General features: G+C 46.2%; 11 protein-coding genes. 8 read left to right on the top strand and 3 right to left on the bottom strand.

The genetic code is table 11. The features are described 5' to 3' along the window. Positions 1 to 202 precede the first annotated feature (202 nt). From DBR43_RS27560 to DBR43_RS27550, 3 genes are all read left to right on the top strand, one after another. Positions 203 to 2,194, top strand: a complete 1,992-nt coding sequence (locus DBR43_RS27560) for a sensor histidine kinase (protein WP_124586557.1) — start codon at positions 203 to 205, stop codon at positions 2,192 to 2,194. After that, positions 2,184 to 2,819, top strand: coding sequence for a response regulator transcription factor (locus DBR43_RS27555; RefSeq protein ID WP_124586556.1), 636 nt, complete (start codon positions 2,184 to 2,186; stop codon positions 2,817 to 2,819). The genes DBR43_RS27560 and DBR43_RS27555 overlap by 11 nt, the downstream gene beginning before the upstream one ends. Positions 2,820 to 2,946: 127 nt before the next feature. Continuing rightward, positions 2,947 to 3,423, top strand: a complete 477-nt coding sequence (locus DBR43_RS27550) for a hypothetical protein (RefSeq protein ID WP_124586555.1) — start codon at positions 2,947 to 2,949, stop codon at positions 3,421 to 3,423. A 207-nt stretch (positions 3,424 to 3,630) separates the two neighbouring features. Here DBR43_RS27550 and DBR43_RS27545 read toward each other — a convergent pair whose 3' ends face one another. After that, positions 3,631 to 4,245 carry a competence protein gene (locus DBR43_RS27545; RefSeq protein WP_124586554.1) on the bottom strand — a complete coding sequence of 205 codons (615 nt, stop codon included), beginning with the start codon at positions 4,243 to 4,245 and terminating at the stop codon, positions 3,631 to 3,633. A 214-nt stretch (positions 4,246 to 4,459) separates the two neighbouring features. Continuing rightward, on the bottom strand, positions 4,460 to 6,277 hold the full coding sequence (locus tag DBR43_RS27540) for a transcriptional regulator (RefSeq protein WP_233603241.1): 1,818 nt from the start codon (positions 6,275 to 6,277) through the stop codon (positions 4,460 to 4,462). Positions 6,278 to 6,446: 169 nt separating this feature from the next. Here DBR43_RS27540 and DBR43_RS27535 point away from each other — a divergent pair, with 169 nt between their 5' ends. Both DBR43_RS27535 and DBR43_RS27530 read left to right on the top strand, forming a co-directional pair. Continuing rightward, the gene (locus DBR43_RS27535; RefSeq protein ID WP_124586552.1) at positions 6,447 to 6,998 is read left to right on the top strand and encodes a hypothetical protein; all 552 of its coding nucleotides are present in this window, start codon (positions 6,447 to 6,449) and stop codon (positions 6,996 to 6,998) included. Positions 6,999 to 7,024: 26 nt separating this feature from the next. Further along, positions 7,025 to 7,594 (top strand): DUF6620 family protein, encoded by a 570-nt coding sequence (locus DBR43_RS27530; protein WP_124586551.1) that lies wholly within the window; start codon positions 7,025 to 7,027, stop codon positions 7,592 to 7,594. 4 nt (positions 7,595 to 7,598) lie between these two features. Here the strand turns inward: DBR43_RS27530 and DBR43_RS27525 are convergent, their stop codons facing one another. Beyond that, complete coding sequence (locus tag DBR43_RS27525; protein ID WP_124586550.1) at positions 7,599 to 8,033, bottom strand: hypothetical protein; 435 nt, start codon at positions 8,031 to 8,033, stop codon at positions 7,599 to 7,601. A 460-nt stretch (positions 8,034 to 8,493) separates the two neighbouring features. Here DBR43_RS27525 and DBR43_RS27520 point away from each other — a divergent pair, with 460 nt between their 5' ends. The 3 genes from DBR43_RS27520 to DBR43_RS27510 all read left to right on the top strand — a co-directional run bounded on the left by DBR43_RS27520 (position 8,494) and on the right by DBR43_RS27510 (position 20,563). Beyond that, the gene (locus tag DBR43_RS27520; RefSeq protein ID WP_124586549.1) at positions 8,494 to 9,666 is read left to right on the top strand and encodes a helix-turn-helix domain-containing protein; all 1,173 of its coding nucleotides are present in this window, start codon (positions 8,494 to 8,496) and stop codon (positions 9,664 to 9,666) included. 213 nt (positions 9,667 to 9,879) lie between these two features. After that, a complete protein-coding gene (locus DBR43_RS33500; RefSeq protein ID WP_124586548.1) occupies positions 9,880 to 11,094 on the top strand; it encodes an exosporium glycoprotein BclB-related protein in 1,215 nt (404 codons plus the stop codon). 31 nt (positions 11,095 to 11,125) lie between these two features. Further along, positions 11,126 to 20,563 carry an Ig-like domain-containing protein gene (locus DBR43_RS27510; RefSeq protein ID WP_124586547.1) on the top strand — a complete coding sequence of 3,146 codons (9,438 nt, stop codon included), beginning with the start codon at positions 11,126 to 11,128 and terminating at the stop codon, positions 20,561 to 20,563. Positions 20,564 to 20,614 lie beyond the last annotated feature (51 nt).

Raw genomic sequence — 20,614 nt, 5'->3', positions numbered from 1 at the left:
ATGGGCTTTCGTCATGAACCTTCTGAAAAAGAAGGTCCATCACCTATTTCTGCACTGATCTAATCCTGTTTTGGTTTAATCAAAAATACAGTTAATCATTAGCTCTGCAATACCCAATAACAATGGTTTTGTACTACCTGCTTCCAGGTATTTTTAATATGGAAACCCGCATTTTTCGAAATCTTCCATATACTTGTATACTATGCCTAAATGTATCCCTGTCTTTCTAATCCTTCTCATGGCCATGATGTGGTGTAGCGGACAGGTGCCTCTGAATGAGCGTTTCTACCTGGATAGTTTAGCGACTAAGACTCAAAGGGCTGCAACGGATAGCCTGAAAGCCATGGCAAATTTCGAATTGTCGCAATTCTGGGCTTATAAAGACAGCCTCAAATCAGAAAAGTACCTGGAACAGGGAAAAAGGCTGTCCCGTAACTCCCCCTATTTAAAAATCGTTGCTCAGTATTACGAAGCCTATTTGATCGTCCCGACGCAGCAGGACAGGAGCGAAAAAATGTATAGAGATGTCGAAACCCAGCTTCTTCTGTACCCAAAAAAAGACGCCTTCCTGCTTAGGGCGAAGGCCTGGTATGAGTACGGAATTATACAGTTCAAGAAAGACAATTATGATGTACTCACCGAGATTGTATTTAACAAGTGTATTCCATTGGCCCAAAAAGCAGGAAGCAACGCTTTTCTTGGAACCAGTTATTTAATTCTGGCCAATATTTTCAAGAATGTAGCTCAGTATGAGAAGGCAGAAACCTATTGCCTAAAAGCGATCGGTTATTTAAAAAAGGAGAAAGCCAGTTCCGGTGAATTGATCAGCGCTTATCATGCCCTGGCGGAAAACTATACCTTATCCGGTCAGAATCCTAAGGCAAGGGTCTTGCTGGATGAGATCCGGCAGCTGCTGGCACCCTACCCTGAATCAGAATACCTCTTAGACTATTATGCGGCAGAAGGCTTGTATTTCACGGTAGGTGATCAGTTTAAAAACGCCCTGGCGAGCATTGAAAAAGGCATCACCCTGTCTGAAAAACTAAAGATTCCCTATAAAGAACAACGCCTGCTGCTGCAAAAATTCTACGCGAGTTATTACATCAAAGATTTTGAACAGGCGAAATCGGTATTGCAATACCTGATGAAAAAACCGCCGATGATGAAGTTGTCTGTCAACAGGTTACAGCTCTATCACGGAATGGCCATTACCCATAAAAGCCTTGGAAAAATGGTGTTGGCCTATGATTGGCTGGAACGCTACAGCAAACTCAGCGATAGCGTCGCCCAAAGCAAACTGAAAACAGAGGTGAATGCGCTGGAGTTAAAGTATAAAGACACAGAAAAACAAAAGGAGATCAATAAGCTAAAAGTCAACAATATCCAGGCTGCCCTGGCTGCCAGAAACAACAGGCTGATCAACTGGCTATTGGGCTCCGTAAGTCTGTTTCTCTTGATCGTGGCCGCATTTTCATTTCTGTATTACCGGAACAACAGAAAGTTACTGGCCCAGAAAGAACTGAGCTACCGGCAACATTTAAATGAACTGGAACAACAGCAGCAGCTTCAATACAGTCAGGCCATGCTGGAGGGCGAAGAACAGGAACGCCGCAGACTGGCAAGAGACCTGCACGATGGATTGGGAGGAATGTTAGCCGGTGCGAAGATCAACCTCTCAGGACAACTGGAAAACCCACGCTCAGAAAACCAAAGGGAGAACCTTCAGAAAGTCATCGGACAACTGGACAGTTCAGTAACGGAGCTGCGCCGGATCGCCCACAATATGATGCCGGAGAACCTGCTCAATTTTGGTTTAAAAACAGCCCTGAAAGATCTTTGCGAAACATTGATGACCACAAGGACGAAGATCGAATTTCAGGCATTGGAAATTGACGCACCCATTCCCGAGCAGACCCAGATCAACATTTACCGGATCGTGCAGGAAATGCTGGCCAATGCCATCCGCCATGCCGATGCCACAAAAATCTTATTGCAGTGCAGCAGAAACAACGATGTGTTTTTTATCACTCAGGAGGACAATGGCAAGGGCTTTGATCTGGGCTCAGCGCATACAGAGGCCGGAACAGGCCTCCAAAACATCAGGAACAGAGTAGGTTTCCTCAAGGGGAAAATAGAGATAGAATCAACAATCAATGAGGGCACCGTTATTAATATAGAATTACATGTGGACTAACAAAGCAACATTAGCAATCGTAGATGATCACCTGATTGTCCTGGAAGGACTTCAGCGTTTATTGACAGACCTGGAGGGGATAGAAATCTCCGGATGTTTTACCCTGGGTGCAACTTTCATCGATTTTCTGAAGAAGAATAAAGTAGATGTCGTTTTACTGGACATTACCCTCCCCGATGCCAATGGCATTGAATTGTGTAAAGAGATCAAAAAGATCTCCCCAAAAACACATGTACTTGCCTTGAGTAACCATAGTCAGCGCAGTATGATCCTTCAGATGTTACAAAATGGTGCCACAGGTTATATGCTTAAAAACATCTCTTCAGAAGAACTGATCACTTGTATCCATGAAGCACTGCAGGGCCGGATCACCTTTAGCAATGCGGTCAGGGAAATCATGGCCCAGCCTACCCTGAATGAACTTGATACCCCTGCCCAGCTGACCAAAAGAGAAAAAGAGATCTTATGCCTGATCTCCGAGGGACAAACGACACCGGTTATCGCAGAAAGCCTGCATCTGAGTCCCTTAACGGTAGAAACCCATCGCAAAAACCTGCTGCAGAAATTTCAGGTCAAAAATGTAGCCTCGCTGATAAAAGCAGCGATGGAGCAGGGCCTTGTATAACGCTAAAATGTCATTTCTACCTGTTTTCAGGTAGAAATAAAGCCATGTTTTCAGGTATTGTAAGGGCATGAAATACCCGGTATTTTTGAGGTAAGAACCAGTATTAAACCTCTAAAAATAAACCAACATGAAAATTATTCCGATGATGTGTTTCGCGCTGATGGTATTCGGTGGCACATCGCTTAAAGCACAAGGTGTATTCGACAAAATTGATAAAGCATTAAGCAAGGTAGATAAAGCATCAAATGCGGCAGACCGGACCAAAGGAACAGGCGATAAATTATTAGGCTTCTTCTCCAAAAAGAAGAAAACCGCAGATCCCGCGGCCCCGGTAACGGGCGGTACCACCATCACCCTTAACGGAGTCGACTTTATGACCCTGAAAGCGGTCAATGAAAATATTCAGAAATGCACAGGCGTAGAAAGTACCAAAATTAAATATAGTGCAGCAGGCTCTACCATTGATGTTCAACACACCGGGTCCTCTGAGGAACTCTTAAAACTCATCCAAAAATCAGCTGCTAAAGATACTTTTGCAGATAAAAATCTGGAAGGCCTGGAAGATGGAAAAATTGCAGTTACCGTTGTTAAAAAGAAACCATAAATCTCTCCCTTAACTAATCTTCTTTTCAATTTTGTTTAAGCCGTGTGCGCTGTTTTAATTCCCCCGATTAGAACAGCGCATATGGTTTTTTTCGTGTATTCTTTGTGAGAAAGCAGCCGTCATCCCGATCCCGCTCAGCTGGCAAAAAGATGACCACAGGCACCTTAGAACAAAATAAGCTGATTGAATAGATGGGAATGCCCCTTCTTACCGCAGGTATTGCTCGATAAAAGATTTTCTTGGGATGATGTGCAGGTAAGCATAGTCTCCCGACAGCTGTCTTCGCTGTTTTAACTGGTATAAGAAATGACCACCCAAATCTACAATGATGGGACATTTTGCTTCAAACCATACCCGATGCGGATGTTTCCAGCAAAAGGAATAATAATATGATGTTAAGGGGATTCCTTTTATTTCCGGATGATAGAAGTTTAAAATCTTTGGTTTATCCTGGATCAGGTCCGACTTACGGATCATGGAAAGGTGATCACTATGGCAAAACTCGTATGCGGAGAGCCGGGGATCATCTACATCCGGCAGGCTTTTAAGGACCCGGAATCCTTTAAACTTTTTACCATTGAGAATCCAGACAAGGTTCGGATAAAAAGCCTCCCTGCTTCTGAGTTCCTCCATAGAAATCGGGGAATTCTGAAACTCCAGTGTCGTTCCACAAGGCGTATGTACGTCGGCCCGGTGAAGTTCGCCGAATGTTGCATCCACAAAGCTGACCTCCCGGAAAGCCGGAGGAAATGCTTTCTTCCAGTTGCGGTGCCAGGGTGTTTCTCCAGGATAAAACCTCAATAAAGGAGAATTAGATTCCATATTATAAACTCAATCGAATTTTAGCAAAAACAAAATTATACTAATATAATTAGTAACCAAAAAATAAATAATATTCCCAGAATATTATTTATGATCTTGAATTTTTTATCGCTTAAGCCAGTTTTATCCACTGGAAAGATGGCAAGGCGGTACCTCTCGCCAAAATCAGCGTTCACATTACCGGGATCTTCCTGAAATAAATGTCCTGAAAGTTTTAAGAGGGTTGCCTGCTGAGTTGCTGAATGAAAGCATTGAGGTCATCTTCCTTAGATAGCCCCAGTTTTTGTTTGATCCGGTAACGGCTCATCCGGACACTCTTGGCTTCTACATGCATGAGCTGTGCGATTTGACGGGTATCCATATTGAGGTGCAGACAGGCGCAAAACCTTAGGTCAAGTGGCGTCAGCTTTTGTTGGGAGCGCTCCGTTAACAACTGGAAAAAGTCGGGATGTACCTGTTGGATCTGTAATTTTGCCTGTTCAAAGTTGAGGTCCAGCATCGATTCCGATCTGAGTATTTTCTGCATGTTGATCGGCTCACCCCCATTTAACTGTGTTTTAATGTCCTGCAACATCTGGTTTTTATGGTCCAGTTGCAATACATTGGCCATTACTTCTTTCTTCAGTTGTTGTTGCTCCGCTTCCATGAGCCGCTGCTCTGCGATCAGTCGGGCCTGCGCTTCCTTTTCCAGTTTTACCTGCATATCGGATTCCTGTTTTTCCAATTGTAATTGTTTTTCCAGCTGCAGGGAATAACGCAGTTTAAAATGGTAGGAACGGAACAAAAAGATCAGGCCAACGAGGGAAGCAAGTGCAATACAACCATATAAAACCGATTGTAAATGCCGACTGCTTTCCCGTTCCCGCAGTACGAGCATTTCATTGTTTTTTTTTTCCGTATCGTATTGGATTTCTAACTTCTGGGCATTTGTTGCCTGTGTTTTGTCGAAACTCTTATTGTTATATTCCGTAATCTGTTTTTGAAAACTCAGCGCTTTTGCATATTCTCCTTTCTTCTCATACGCATCTGCCAGTGCCTGCACCACATTGATCAGGGTATGATACGTTGGATCTTTTTCCGTTTTCATGATCTCATAGGCCTGAAGAAGGTAAGTCTCCATCAATCCCAAATCTCCTTCCCTCCTGGCATACTCACTCAAAATTCCCAGGCCATTGGCGATGATCGACTGATTTCTCAAACTATGCTCCATCACCTTCCTTGCCTTATTTGCGTATAGGATCCCGTTGTTTTTTGCCGGTTGATCGCTTTCCGGGAAATACTTAAGGTAATAATTGGCCGTATTGATACAGGCAATGGCATAGGTATGATCGGCTACCCGGCCGGGATGTTGCTGATAAAGTGCTTCCGACCTATTCAGGTAAAACAAAACACTATCCAGATCTGCCGCCTTTTTCGAAGCCGCATAGTTATATTCATAAGCCACCGATAAGCCGGTATAGGCATTGCTTAGGGCATTGTAATCTTCGGCTTTCAGTGCATTTTCCATTGATTTCCGGGCATACAAATTGACTTTGGCCACATTGTTCCAGCCTGAGTTCACCGCATAAAGCTGATAGTAAATCTTGGCAGAGAGGTAAGGATCGTTTAGTTTTTCCAGGGCTTTCAATCCCAGCTGGCAATGCTTTACAACTTCGTCAGCATTGGACAAGGCTTTGTAGAACAATACCCGGCCATACCAGGCATAGGCCATGGCTTCGGGAGTGTTGTGCTGACGTGCGATGACCATCGCGGAGTCACTAGCGGTTTTCATCGCTGCAAACTGCTGGGTAAGGGCGTATATATTTGTGAGCACCACCTGAGCTTTTACGGCCTCTGTATAATTGCGGTTCTTCAATGCGAAGCGGACACTTTCTTTCCCGGTTCTTATCCCCGCCTCATCGTCTTTATTTAACCGGTAAACTTCCGACAAACGGGTCAGTAACCTTGCTTTTTCCTCAGGAGTGATAGAGGGTACATTCAGGGCGGTCTTTAAGCTGTCTGATAAGACAGACTGGGCAGAAGCATTAAGCATCAGTAAACAAAGAAAACTGCAAATAAATAGTTTGAACAGGGAGGATTTCATATCCTGAAATTACTACAAATTGATCAGAATCGATGCAAAATGTAAACATCTTGAAAACCTGTAGACATATTGTAGTCGAGAATCCCTTCGTTGGTAGATGCTATGTAGGATAGCAACCTTGCGAAATCATCATGGAAGAATAAGACCTTTATGGTATACCCCCTTTGCTGCCGCCAGGCCCCTACCTGGTGGTGGCTTTTTAAAACCGGAAATCAATAATGCAGCGCTAATGTTTGGTTTTTTTAAAAATAAATATGACAACCCTGCTTTGCTGGAAGAGATCAGCCGGACGGAAGAAAAATGGTTTGTCTTTCTGGACAAACTGGAAATGCGCCTCCAGCAGTTGTGTTCCGACGCGCTTCCCGAACTTAGTGCCGTATTTAATGAGGACAGCGATCCTTATAAGCGTTCGCACAGCTGTATGCTCAGTGGATTAATCGGACAGGTTAACCAGATCCGGCAGAAAGCCATAGCAGCAAAAGAAGCCCATATTATTCCCTTTATCTATACTTCAAGGATTACCCTGCCTGATTTAATTTCCAGCTCCGGACGTAAGTATCACCATCGGCTTTATCGCTTTCAAATGGCTTGTTTTGAGCGTCATCATCAATTTGAAGGCAAAATAAATGAAGGAATTGCCAAGTTAAGAGCTGTGGAAGGAACAATATAAATTAATCACTACTAACTATAAAAAACATGTCTGAGAATCCATTATTAGCACCCATTCAGGGTATTACTTTAGAAGATTACAGCGCTGCATGCGCAAAAATGGGAAGCGGTCTGAGCGAAGAGCAGGTCGCAAAAGCCCTGGGTGTAGCAATGCCGGTATGGCAGGAAGCCAATCTGGGCTGGCAGGAGCGCATGAAGGAAGATGCTACTTATCAAATTGTTACCCTTTTTGGTCAGCATTTCGGTACCGCAGATCAGCATCCTAAATTCAGCAATCTGCAAGCGGTGCTTTCTCCGGAAGCCACAGCTTATGTAGAGAAAATTAAAACAGATAAAGACTTTTATCAGGAACTTGAAGTGGCCAGGCAGGTGGCTTATGACCACGGTCTGGACGGCGCTGGCTGGGTTGCAGATCAATATGGAATCTCTATTGGTGATTTTCAAATCGCTGCTTCTATATGGAATGAGCAGATTCATCAGGACATTGCTGCCGATTCACAAAAATATGTCCGGACGCAGGACGCTTATAAAGAGAAATATAACCAGCATTTTGCAAATAACGGAACCGGGGATGTTGCCGGCGACATCGAATTTTAAAAGCTCAATTACCTCCTCTTAACGCATTGTTAAGAACCGCACCAATATAACTGCCCCCTCTCTTGCTTACACTCGTGGTAATTAAGGGATACGGGGCAATTGGTGGGAATCCTTTATCGGCAACAACAACCGGCAGGTGATAAAAGACATTCTGCTCATGTTCAAGATCAATGTCCCATTTCCCACGCAGGTTTTCCCGGAATGTTTCCCCAACATAACGGCTCACCAGATCTAAGGTATACTGATGTTCTGCCTTTAGAATTTCCTCTCCGGAGCTGAATTTGATCAGCAGCCATTCTTCTACGTCATTGATGGACTGTGGGCTGTAACTGAGTTTTTTACTCGTTTCCTGTTCAAAAAAAACAGCAAACTCTTCCAGCTTATCTGACATTGCAAATAGCCATTCTTCGAAATCCTCCCGTGTTAAATTTGCGCGCATAACCCAGCTGATATGATGCTTTAACTTCGTGCCAAAACCATGTGGTAAGTTAGGTAATAAATTCAGTTATAAGAACTAAATCACTCATTTTGTCCATGCAAAAAACAACGAAATGTATTAAACGCACAACCGTTGTACGAAATGCTTTTTACTTCGTCCTGCCGGCCTTTTTTTCCGCGTAATCAGAATTTAATTTGTTCATTTTGTTCATCTTACCTGACAGATAACTGATCGTATAAAATCGCATAAGTTAAATCAAAGCCGAATAGGCAGCTAAATCCGAATTAAATTAACATTTATGAACTATTAGTGAACATTATAGAAAACGCCGATTGTTCGTATTTAAAAATGAAGAAACTAATCTTTATTCTACAAAAGCGAAATTCAAAATAGATCAGATCGATAATATCGTTATTCTGGAATAAAAAGAGTTATCTTTAATTACCTACTCTCTCTTAATATGACGCTCTCTTTGTTTTTTACCAGTATTGGCTGTTTCTTTCTCCTCCTCTTTTCCCTGCATTTGTTTTTCGCAAAAAGGGGGATTAAGCTGTTAAACTATTTGCTTGCCCTTCTTTTCCTTTCGAAGTTTGGGCAGGTCCTGATCTCTTTACTGATCCATTCTAATCAGAAGGACATATATCCCGTCTTATATCAGTTATTTACACCGCTATGGTACGTAGCCCCGGCTTGTTTTTATCTCTATACCACCAATTTCATCCAGGGGAACCAGCGGCTCCGTAAACTTCAATGGTTACATTTTATTCCGGCAATTCTCGTCCTTGTCCATTTATTTCCCTGGAATTCAAGCCTTGCGATCAACTGGGCCTCAATAGCTGCACAGATTGAAGAAAATAAGCAGCTGTTTATTACCGAAAGAACAGGATTGTTTTCTGCTTCATTCTACTCCCTGCTGAGACCTGTTCTGGTGCTGGCCTATCTTTTGTCTACCTGGCATGCCGTGTTAAAATCAAACATCCTTGATAAAAACTCAGGCCATTCCGGTAGAAACTGGTTGTTGTTTTTCCTTAAGACGGGTACATTCTTCCAACTGGCAGGCTTTATTCCACTTATTTTCTGGAATATGGATGCGCCTTATATCAATACCATATTCATTACGCTCAATGGGACCCTGCTTTTAGTCATCATGGTTTTTGTATTGCACCAGCCAAGGTTGTTCTATGGTTACCTTTTTGTTTCTGTTAACCTGGATATGCAGGATAAAGAAATCAAACCGGAAGTTCCGGCCCTGGTAAACACGCCAAAAAAGGTAAGCCTTTTGCCGGATCAGCTGGTAAACTACTCGAATGCGATGAAGGAAGTGATGGAAAAGAATAAACCATACCTTCTGGAAGACTTTCAGATCGTAGATCTGGCCGGAGCCCTTAACATCCCTGTGCACCACTGCTCCTTTGTCCTCAATAACCTGATCGGGAAGAATTTTCGCGACTGGATCAACGAATACAGGATTCAATCCTTCATTGAACAATATCCCATCAAAGCACAAAGAATGACGATTGAGTCTATTGCTCATGAGTGTGGCTTTAAAAGTGTAGCCACTTTTTACAATGCCTTTAAAAAAGAAACGGGCATCATGCCCACTGCTTATTTCTCCCGGAAGAAGGTCTCTTAAGGGCTGTATTTTTTACAACTATTGAATGGTTAGACAACTGTAACGTCAAAAACGGGCTTTTAGTATAATAAGCCTGATAACTTTATATACGAAACGTGCGATCTCTCGAGCTATCTCAATTCAGTCATTCCTGAATTAGTTGAAATACTGAACCACTCCTGAACAACAGTAAATCATACATATCTAAATTAATTACCTTTTATTCGCTCATTTATGAAAAAAGTAACTTTTACTCTATTGGTGTTATTTTTATTTGTGCTTAACAGTTTCGCACAAGTCCCACAAAAAATTAATTATCAGGCGGTGATCCGGAATGCTACCGGACTGCCTGTACCCAATCAGGCAGTAGGAATGCGCCTTACGGTGCAAAACGGACCGGTTGGTGCCGCAATCTATACCGAGACCCAGTTGCCCACCACCAATCCCTTTGGTTTGGTCAATCTGCAAATCGGAACAGGAACAGTGGTGACGGGTACATTTGCCCTTATTCCCTGGGCTACCGGCAACAAATACCTTAAAATTGAAGCGGATATCTCCGGAGGTTCTGCTTACGTTTTAGTAGGTACAGTAGAACTGGTGAGCGTTCCTTATGCTTTAAATGCTTCCACTGCAATCACCAGCAACGATAACCGCTGGACAGCTGCGGGCGCAAACATCCTGAACAACAACGTTGGCGGTGTCGGAATCGGTCCCGGATCGGGTACATTCCCCGCAAATGATGCGGTATTGGACATTTGGTCTACCACTAAAGGAATCCTGATCCCAAGGGTTGCCTCTGCTGCTGCAATCTCCTCACCAAGTGATGGCTTACTGGTTTACCAAACCAACGCACCTAAGGGTTTCTATTATTCAAAAACAGGTTCATGGGTAAGACTTACCGATGCCAATGATGCATCCGGCGGTTCTAACGGCGGTGCGATTATTCCTTTCGCCTCAGGTATTCCTGTGGCACTCACCACCATCGCCGGTGGTCTTGCGGGTACACCGAGTTTTGTCGGCTTTGGCAGCAGTGCACCCAGTGTTTCGATTTTAGGTTCAACAATTGACCTCACCGGAGCCGCAGGTACACTTTTAAACTTTGCCTTTTCTATGCCAAGAAGCGGAACGATAAAAAGTATGACTGCTTACTTTAGTACTACAGCGGCATTATCGCTGATCGGCTCCACGGTAACTATCACTGCTCAGCTTTATTCCAGCACTTCCCCAGACAACAGTTTTACTGCTGTTCCGGGAGCAACAGTTACTTTAGCCCCTTCTTTATCAGGTATCATCAGTATCGGTGCCATATCCAATGGAATTACAACAGGACTTAATATTCCCGTAACTGCTCAAACCCGCTTTTTATTGGTGTTCTCTACTCAAGCTGCAGGAATAAGTCTGATAACTACCACAGCTGGCTATGCCAGTGCCGGATTAAGCATTGAGTAAATAAGTACAGCTGTTCATTAAACTTATCATCATGAGATACCTTAAAACAATTATATTGTTATGGGTCGCGATATTGGCTGGCTTAACTGCAAATGCTCAATCCGCGACTAGCCATACGACGAGTGCCGCTGGTGGCAGCCTGGCACTGCCCGGTGGAAATACCATGGGCTTTACCGTCGGCGAACCAGTGATTGCCACCATAGGTTCGAACCCCAGGCTCACACAGGGTTTACATCAGACCTTACTGTTCTTCAATGTAACAGATGTAAACTCCCCGAATACCGTTCTTCTGTATAAAGAAGGAGGAGTAGTTGTCGTAACGGTCACTTTTAATCAACCCGTTGTGGTAACAGGTATTCCTGAACTTGCCTTAAATAGTGGCGGAAAAGCCTTTTATGCTTCCGGATCAGGAACGGAAACCCTGAGCTTCACCTATACCGTAGCGGCGGGAGAAACTTCTGCAGATCTGGATTATGCTGCAGTCGGATCACTTACCCTGCCAGGTGGAGCTACCATACAGAATGGACTCGGTGCAGATGCACCGCTGACCTTACCTGCGCCTGGAACCCCAGGCTCATTGGGTGCAAATAAAGATTTCGTTATCGATACCACTGCACCAAATGCGCCTTCAACACCGGTACTGGCTTCGGCAAGTGACAGTGGCATCCCCGGGGATAACACTACCAATGTCACCCTTCCTGTCTTTACAGGCACTGCAGAAGCAGGTTCTACCGTCACCTTATATGATACGGATGGAACAACTGTCCTCGGAACCGGTGTCGCTACCGGCGGAAACTGGTCAATTACTTCCACAGCGCTGATTGAAGCGGTACATACGATTACGGCGAAAGCAACGGATCCGGCGGGAAATGTCAGTGTTGCTTCAGCAGCACTTGCAGTAACTATAGACCTCACCGCTCCTACCCTGATCATCACGAGCAACGTACCGCAATTGAAGTCCGGTGAAACGGCAACCATCACTTTCACTTTCTCTGAAGATCCCGGAACAACCTTTGCCTGGGATGGCACAACCGGTGATGTCGTGGTTACCGGAGGAACGCTTGGTGCAATATCAGGAACAGGCCTGACCCGCACCGCGACTTTCACGCCAACGGCTGCTACCAATGCAGGTACAGCAAGCATTACTGTAGCCGCGGCAACTTATACTGATATAGCAGGCAACAACGGTGGAGCAGGAACCACTCCGGCACTGACCTTTGATACCTCTGATCCGGCAGCACCATCTACACCGGTTCTTGCTTCAGCAACAGATGCGGGCCCTTCTAATACAGATAACATTACCAACCAGACTACGCATACCTTTTCCGGTACTGCAGAAGCAGGTGCAACGGTAAGGTTATATGATACGGATGGAACCACCGTGCTTGGAACAGGGATAGCCACAGGTGGCAACTGGATCATTTCGGCCAGCCCGCTAACGGCAGGTATACATAACATTACTGCAAAAGCAACTGATGCTGCAGGAAATGAGGGGGTTGCTTCAGGAGTTTTAGTGATGACCATAGACCTCACCGCTCCTACCCTGATCATCACGAGCAACGTACCGCAATTGAAATCCGGCGAAACCGCCACGATCACCTTCACTTTCTCTGAAGATCCATCCACAACCTTTACATGGGATGGCACAACCGGTGATGTCGTGGTTACCGGAGGAACGCTTGGTGCAATATCAGGAACAGGCCTGACCCGCACCGCGACTTTCACGCCAACGGCTGCTACCAATGCAGGTACAGCAAGCATTACTGTAGCCGCGGCAACTTATACTGATATAGCAGGCAACAACGGTGGAGCAGGAACCACTCCGGCACTGACCTTTGATACCTCTGATCCGGCAGCACCATCTACACCGGTTCTTGCTTCAGCAACAGATGCGGGCCCTTCCAATACCGATAACATTACCAACCAGACTACGCATACCTTTTCCGGTACTGCCGAAGCAGGTGCAACGGTAAGGTTATATGATACGGATGGAACCACCGTGCTTGGAACAGGGATAGCCACAGGTGGCAACTGGATCATCTCGGCCAGCCCGCTAACGGCAGGTATACATAACATTACTGCAAAAGCAACTGATGCTGCAGGAAATGAGGGGATTGCTTCAGGAGTTTTAGTGATGACCATAGACCTGACCGCACCAACCCTGGCGATCACAAGCAGTGTTCCTCAATTGAAAACCGGTGAAACGGCAACGATTACCTTCACTTTCAGTGAAGATCCGGGAACAACATTTGCCTGGGACGGAACGACCGGTGATGTCGTAGTTACCGGAGGTACACTGGGCGCAATTTCAGGCTCAGGTCTGACCCGCACAGCGACTTTCACGCCAACGGCTGCTACCAATGCCGGCACGGTAAGCATTACCGTTGCAGCAGCCACTTATACAGATGTTGCAGGTAACAACGGCGGTGCAGGAACAACTCCGGCATTAACCTTTGATACTTCGAACCCTCTTGCACCATCTGCTCCTGTACTGGCTACAGCGAGCGACAACGGTTTCTCAAATACAGACAACATCACCAATGTGGTTACCCCTGTATTCACCGGAACAGCCGAAGCAGGTTCAACAGTAAATTTATATGATACCGACGGCGTAACCGTGATTGGAACAGGCATCGCTACCGGCGGAAACTGGTCGATCAATGCATCCACCCTGGCACCAGGCATCCATACCGTGACCGCAACAGCAACAGATGCAGCGGGTAACGTAAGCCCGCTTTCAACAGGTCTTGCAGTAACGATCGATACCACTTCACCAACATTGGCGATCACCAGCGATGTTCCTCAATTGAAATCAGGGGAAACCGCAACGATTACCTTTACCTTCTCTGAAGATCCGGGAACAACATTTGCCTGGGACGGAACGATCGGTGATATCGTAGTTACAGGTGGTACACTGGGTGCGATTTCAGGCACAGGCCTAACCCGCACAGCGACCTTCACACCAACGGCCGCTACCAACGCAGGTACCGTAAGTATCACTGTAGCAGCAGCTACTTATACAGATATTGCAGGCAACAATGGCGGCGCAGGAACGACTCCGGCACTGACCTTTGATACTTCTAATCCAGCTGCTCCATCTGCACCCGTTTTGGCTACAGCGAGCGACAATGGTTTTTCAAATACGGACAACATCACCAATGTGACTACCCCTGTATTTACCGGCACAGCCGAAGCCGGAGCTACCGTAAACTTATACGATACTGATGGCGTAACGGTGATTGGAACCGGCATCGCTACCGGAGGAAACTGGTCGATCACGGCCTCTACCCTGACTCCGGGCGTACATACCGTTACTGCTAAAGCAACAGATCTGGCAGGCAACGTGAGTGTGGCCTCTACAGGGCTTGCAGTGACCATCGATACGACTTCACCAACATTGGCGATCACGAGCGATGTTCCTCAGTTAAAATCAGGAGAAACGGCAACGATTACCTTTACCTTCTCTGAAGATCCGGGAACTACTTTTGCCTGGAACGGAACTGCGGGTGATGTAGTGGTAACAGGCGGTACACTGGGCGCGATTTCAGGCACAGGTCTGACCCGCAACGCAACCTTTACCCCTACCGCAGGTACCAATGGAGGTACCGCGAGCATCACTGTAGCAGCGGCTACTTATACGGATATTGCAGGTAACAATGGCGGTGCGGGAACTACTCCGGCACTAACCTTTGATACGTCCAATCCAAATGCACCATCTGCACCGGTTCTGGCTGCAGCAAGTGACAGCGGAGTATCTAATTCCGATAACATCACCAACGTAATCACTCCGCAATTTACCGGCACAGCTGAAGCAGGAGCTACCGTAATGTTATATGATACGGACGGTATAACGATGATTGGAAGCGGTATTGCTACCGGTGGAAACTGGTCAATTACTGCCGTTACCCTGACTCCAGGCGTACATACCATTACCGCAACAGCAACAGATGCTGCAGGTAACGTAAGTCCGGCTTCAACAGGTCTTGCAGTAACGATCGATACCACTTCACCAACACTGGCCATCACGAGCGATGTCCCTCAGTTGAAAACGGGTGAAACGGCAACGATTACTTTCACTTTCAGTGAAGATCCCGGAACTACTTTTGCCTGGGATGGAACGACTGGTGATGTAGTGGTTACAGGTGGCACACTGGGCGCAATTTCAGGCGCAGGTCTGACCCGCACAGCGACTTTTACACCAACAGCAGGTACCAATGCCGGAACAGTAAGTATTACTGTTGCTGCGGCAACTTATACAGATGCTGCAGGTAACAATGGAGGCGCAGGAACTACTCCTCCGCTAACCTTTGATACTTCCAATCCAAATGCACCATCAGCGCCTGTTCTTGCTTCAGCGAGTGACGCCGGTTTTTCAAATACAGACAACATCACCAATGTGACTACCCCTGTATTTACCGGAACAGCAGAAGCAGGTGCTACAGTAACGTTATACGATACTGACGGAATCACTGTACTTGGCACAGGAATCGCCACCGGCGGAAACTGGTCGATCACTGCAACCACCCTGACTCCAGGCGTACATACCCTTACTGCAACAGCAACAGATGCAGCAGGCAATGTAAGTCCGGCTTCAACAGGTCTTGCAGTAACCATCGACACGACTTCACCAACACTGGCGATCACAAGCGACGTTCCTCAATTGAAATCAGGGGAAACCGCAACGATTACCTTTACCTTCTCTGAAGATCCGGGAACCACATTTGCATGGGACGGAACAACAGGTGACGTAGTCGTTAGCGGAGGTACTTTAGCGGCGATCTCAGGCACAGGCCTGACCCGCACAGCGACCTTTACCCCAACAGCAGGAACCAATGCCGGTACTGCAAGCATTACGGTACCAGGGGCTACTTATACGGATATTGCAGGTAACAATGGTGGCGCGGGTACAACTCCGGCACTGACCTTTGATACTTCGAATCCTGCTGCCCCTTCTGCACCGGTTCTGGCTACAGCCAGCGACAGCGGAGCATCCAACTCGGATAACATCACCAATGTGATTACCCCTGTATTTACCGGAACAGCAGAAGCAGGTGCAACGGTAACTTTATACGATACAGACGGAACAACAGTGATCGGAACAGGAATCGCCACCGGCGGAAACTGGTCAATCACCGCTTCTACCTTAGCCCCGGGTGTACATACCGTTACTGCAACTGCAACAGATGCAGCAGGTAATGTGAGTCCGGTTTCAACAGGATTAGCGGTAACGATCGACACGAGCATTCCGGTGATCAGCAGCATCGCCCTGGCAGATCCGAACCCTACCCTGGCTACGAGTGTAACCTATACGGTAACTTTCTCGGAACGTGTATCCAATGTAGAGGTGACAGACTTTAGTCTGGCAACTACAGGCGGTACCGCCGGAACAATCGCAGGCGTCAGCACATCGGATTTCACCGTTTACACAATTACTGTCAATGCCATTACCGGCAGCGGAACGATTGGACTGAACCTGAACAACTCAGGAACGGGAATTATCGATGTCGCCGGAAACGACATTGCAACCGGTCTGACTGGTGATTTCTATACTTTTGACCATACTGTACCAACCTTAAGTGCGGTAAATATCGCATCGGACAACAGCAATCCGCTTTTCGCGAAAGTGGGTAACACTGCCACCCTGACGTTTACAGCGAGTGAAACTTTACAAACTCCGGTGGTTACAATCGCAGGTCATGCGGTAACTCCTACAGCTGCAGGCAATAACTGGACGGCTACTTATACTTTTACTTCAACTGATACTGAAGGATTAGTGGCTTACAACATTGCTTTCACTGACCTGATCGGAAATGCAGGTGTTCCTGTTTCCACAGGTACAGGAAGTGTGACATTCGATCGTACTACGCCTACATTAAGCGCAGTAAACATCGCGTCTGATAACGCAAACCCAGTTCTTGGAAAGGTTGGCAACAGCATTTCTCTAACCTTTACCGCAAGTGAAAGCTTACAGGTTCCGGTGGTGACTATCGCAGGTCATACCGTTATCCCAACAGCAGCAGGGAACAACTGGACAGCAACCTATACCCTTGCATCTACTGATACAGAGGGTTTGATTGCTTACAACATTGCTTTCAGTGACCTTGCAGGAAATGCAGGAACTCCGGTTGCTACAGGTACAGGCAGCGTAACCTTTGATCAATCTATGCCGACACTGTCTGCAGTAGAGATTTCATCGAACAATGCCATTCCTTTCCTTGCCATTGTTGGTAACACCGCAACCTTGACCTTTACCTCAAGCGAGCCTTTACTTACTCCGGTGGTGACCATCGCAGGACATACTGTAGTTCCAACAGCGTCAGGTAACAACTGGACGGCTACTTATACCTTTACTTCAGCAGATCCGGATGGTCCGGTTGCTTACAACATCGCTTTCAGTGACCTTTCAGGAAACGCGGGCACACCGGTTTCTACAGGTTCAGGTTCGGTTACTTTAGATAAATCTGTACCAACCTTAAGCGCTGTAAATATTGTTTCAGACCATGCCAATCCTACCCTGGCAAAAGTTGGCAATACAGCAACCTTAACCTTTACCTCAAGCGAAGTGCTGCAAACACCGGAAGTGACCATCGCAGGTCATACGGTAACGCCTACAGCTGCAGGTAATAACTGGACAGCGACTTATACCTTCACCTCTTCAGATCCTGAAGGATTAGTAGCCTACAACATTGCTTTCAGTGATATGGCAGGAAATGCAGGAACTCCGGTTTCTACAGGTACCGGCTCAGTAACATTTGACCGTACCGTTCCTACTTTATCTGCGGTAAACATTGTTTCTGATTATTCGGTTCCTACTCTTGCCAAAACAGGCAACACGGCTACCCTGACCTTTACAGCCAGTGAAACCTTGCAGACTCCTGTGGTGACCATTGCAGGACATGTGGTAACACCTACAGCTGCCGGCAATAACTGGACAGCTGCCTATACCTTTACTTCAACAGATCCGGAAGGTCTGGTAGCCTATAACATTACATTCAGTGATGTGACAGGCAATGCAGGAACTCCGGTTTCTACAGGTACAGGTTCAGTAACCTTTGACCGGACAGCTCCGGCTATCCCTTCCGGCCTGGCAGCAGTATCCGGTGATACGCAAATTGTCCTGAACTGGACCGCCAATACGGAAACAGATCTGGCTAAATACCGGATCTTATACGGAACAAGTCCTAACCCAACTACCTTCCTGGCTGATGTTCCTGCCGGAACAACAACCTTTACGAATGTTGGGTTAACCAATGGTACGACGTACTACTACCGCATTCAGGCCATTGATCAGGCAGACAATGCGAGTACCTTAAGTGCAGACGTTTCGGCAATCCCTAAAGCAAGCCAAAGCATCAGCTTTATCGCGATTGCAGCTAAAACCTATGGAGATCCTTCATTCACCCTGGGCAGTGCAAATTCATCAGCAGGACTTCCGGTAACGTATACCGCAACTGATCCTTCCATCGTTTCTATCGCAGGCAATGTAGCCACGATCTTAAAAGCAGGAAGCACAACGATCACTGCAAGTCAGCCTGGAAATGCATTCTTTAATGCAGCGCCTAACGTACAGCAATCATTAACGGTAAACACCAGAACACTAACGATTGTCAACAACAGCCTTTCGAAAGTCTATGGTAATGTACTGACCAATACTGACCTTACCGGAACCATTACGGGAGTTCAAAGCGGGGACAACATTACCCTGACCAGAACCAGTGCCGGTATCGCAGCAACAGCCAGTGCAGGTACATACCCTATCGTTGGAACATTAGCTGATCCGGATGGCAAACTGTCTAACTACACAGTGAACAACCCGGATGGAATATTGACAGTAACACAAAAAACCCTGACCATTGCGGCTTCAAACCTGAGCAAATTCTACGGTACCGCAACTGTCTTTACCGGTACAGAATTTACTGCTACCGGATTGACCAACGGCAATACAGTTACTTCACTGAGCTTAAGCAGTACCGGTGCAGCCGCCACGGCAAGCGTTGCCGGTTCTGATTACGACATCATTCCAAGCGCGGCAGTGGGAACAGGATTGAGCAATTACAGCATCGTTTATACCAATGGTAAATTAACGGTGAACAAAAAAGGCTTAATCATCACAGCAGATGCCAAAGAGAAATTCTTCGGTGCTGCGAACCCTGCATTTACTGCCAGTTATTTAGGCCTGGCTAACGGAGAGACTAACTCTGTATTAACCACTCAGCCTATATTCAGCACAACTGCAACTACGAGCAGCCCGGTTGGCACCTACGACATCAATGTGAGTGGTGCTGTGGCAGACAACTATGCGATCAGTTATCAAAAAGGAACATTAACGGTTAAAACTGATGCGGTTACCGACATCAGCCTTGCTGCGGTACCTTTATATGAAAACACTGCCGCAGGAGCTTCGGCCGGAACACTGAGCAGCACTTCTGATAATCCTGCTGCCACCTTTACCTACTCACTGGTATCAGGCACAGGAAGTACAGACAATGCTTCGTTTAGCATCAGTGGTAACCAACTCCTCAGCACAGCAAGCCTTGATTTTGAGACAAAAGCTGTTTATAAAGTGAGGGTTCGTTCTACCACGCAAAACAACACTTCGCTGGACAAAGAGCTGACGATTAATTTAACGGATGTTAATGAGATCCCTACCCTTACCGCAATAGGCGACCAAACTTTGTGCGCTACTTCAGCAGCACAGACGGTGGCTTTAGCAGGCATCAGCGCCGGACCGGAAACCGGTCAGACGACTACCCTGAGTGTAAGCAGTACCAATTCTGCTTTGTTCCAGTCCTTAACAGCAAGCGGTAGCGGTGCTACAGGAACCTTAAGCTATACGCTCAGAAGCGGTGCTTCAGGTACTGCCACAGTTACGGTGATGGTGAAAGACAATGGTGGAACCGCTAATGGTGGTGTAGATACCTATACCCGCTCATTCCAGATTACCGTTAATGCTGCACCAATCGTATCGATCAGCAGCAATAAAGGTACTCAGGTGAGTAAAGGAGATGTCGTAACACTGACTGCAACAGGAGGAACAACTTATGTTTGGGCCAACAGTGCCGGTATCCTAAGCGGACAAAACACCGCGGTGCTTACCGTAAGGCCACGTGAAACGACTACCTATACGGTAACGGCAACCAATGCCAACGGTTGTTCACAATCGCAAACCTTTACGCTGGGAATCCTGGACGATCTGGCACTCATCAAGGGTACCAACATCTTGTCTCCTAACGGCGATGGTTTTAATGATAAATGGATCATAGATAACATTGATTTCTATCCTAATAATGAAGTGAAAGTTTTTGATAAAGCCGGACGTATTCTCTACAATAAAAAAGGATACGATAACAGCTGGGAGGGCACAGTAGATGGCCGTCCGCTAGATGAAGGAACCTATTATTACATCATCGATTTCGGAACCAACAGACTTAAATTCAGAGGATTTATCACTGTAATCAGAGAAAATTAACATTTAAGAAGCCTGCATAAGCCCTTTCAAAAAGGGAATGCAGGCTTCATC

Source organism: Pedobacter sp. KBW06 (genome assembly GCF_003852525.1).
Taxonomy (GTDB): domain Bacteria; phylum Bacteroidota; class Bacteroidia; order Sphingobacteriales; family Sphingobacteriaceae; genus Pedobacter.
The sequence above is the reverse complement of the archived record's forward strand: the minus strand, read 5'-3'. Positions and strand labels throughout refer to the sequence as shown.

Excerpts from the sequence above, each read along its gene's own strand:
- DBR43_RS27560 (WP_124586557.1), top strand. The coding sequence starts at position 203 with ATGCCTAAATGTATCCCTGTCTTTCTAATCCTTCTCATGGCCATGATG.
- DBR43_RS27555 (WP_124586556.1), top strand. The coding sequence starts at position 2,184 with ATGTGGACTAACAAAGCAACATTAGCAATCGTAGATGATCACCTGATT.
- DBR43_RS27550 (WP_124586555.1), top strand. The coding sequence starts at position 2,947 with ATGAAAATTATTCCGATGATGTGTTTCGCGCTGATGGTATTCGGTGGC.
- DBR43_RS27545 (WP_124586554.1), bottom strand. The coding sequence starts at position 4,245 with ATGGAATCTAATTCTCCTTTATTGAGGTTTTATCCTGGAGAAACACCC.
- DBR43_RS27540 (WP_233603241.1), bottom strand. The coding sequence starts at position 6,277 with ATGCTTAATGCTTCTGCCCAGTCTGTCTTATCAGACAGCTTAAAGACC.
- DBR43_RS27530 (WP_124586551.1), top strand. The coding sequence starts at position 7,025 with ATGTCTGAGAATCCATTATTAGCACCCATTCAGGGTATTACTTTAGAA.
- DBR43_RS27525 (WP_124586550.1), bottom strand. The coding sequence starts at position 8,033 with ATGCGCGCAAATTTAACACGGGAGGATTTCGAAGAATGGCTATTTGCA.
- DBR43_RS27520 (WP_124586549.1), top strand. The coding sequence starts at position 8,494 with ATGACGCTCTCTTTGTTTTTTACCAGTATTGGCTGTTTCTTTCTCCTC.
- DBR43_RS33500 (WP_124586548.1), top strand. The coding sequence starts at position 9,880 with ATGAAAAAAGTAACTTTTACTCTATTGGTGTTATTTTTATTTGTGCTT.
- DBR43_RS27510 (WP_124586547.1), top strand. The coding sequence starts at position 11,126 with ATGAGATACCTTAAAACAATTATATTGTTATGGGTCGCGATATTGGCT.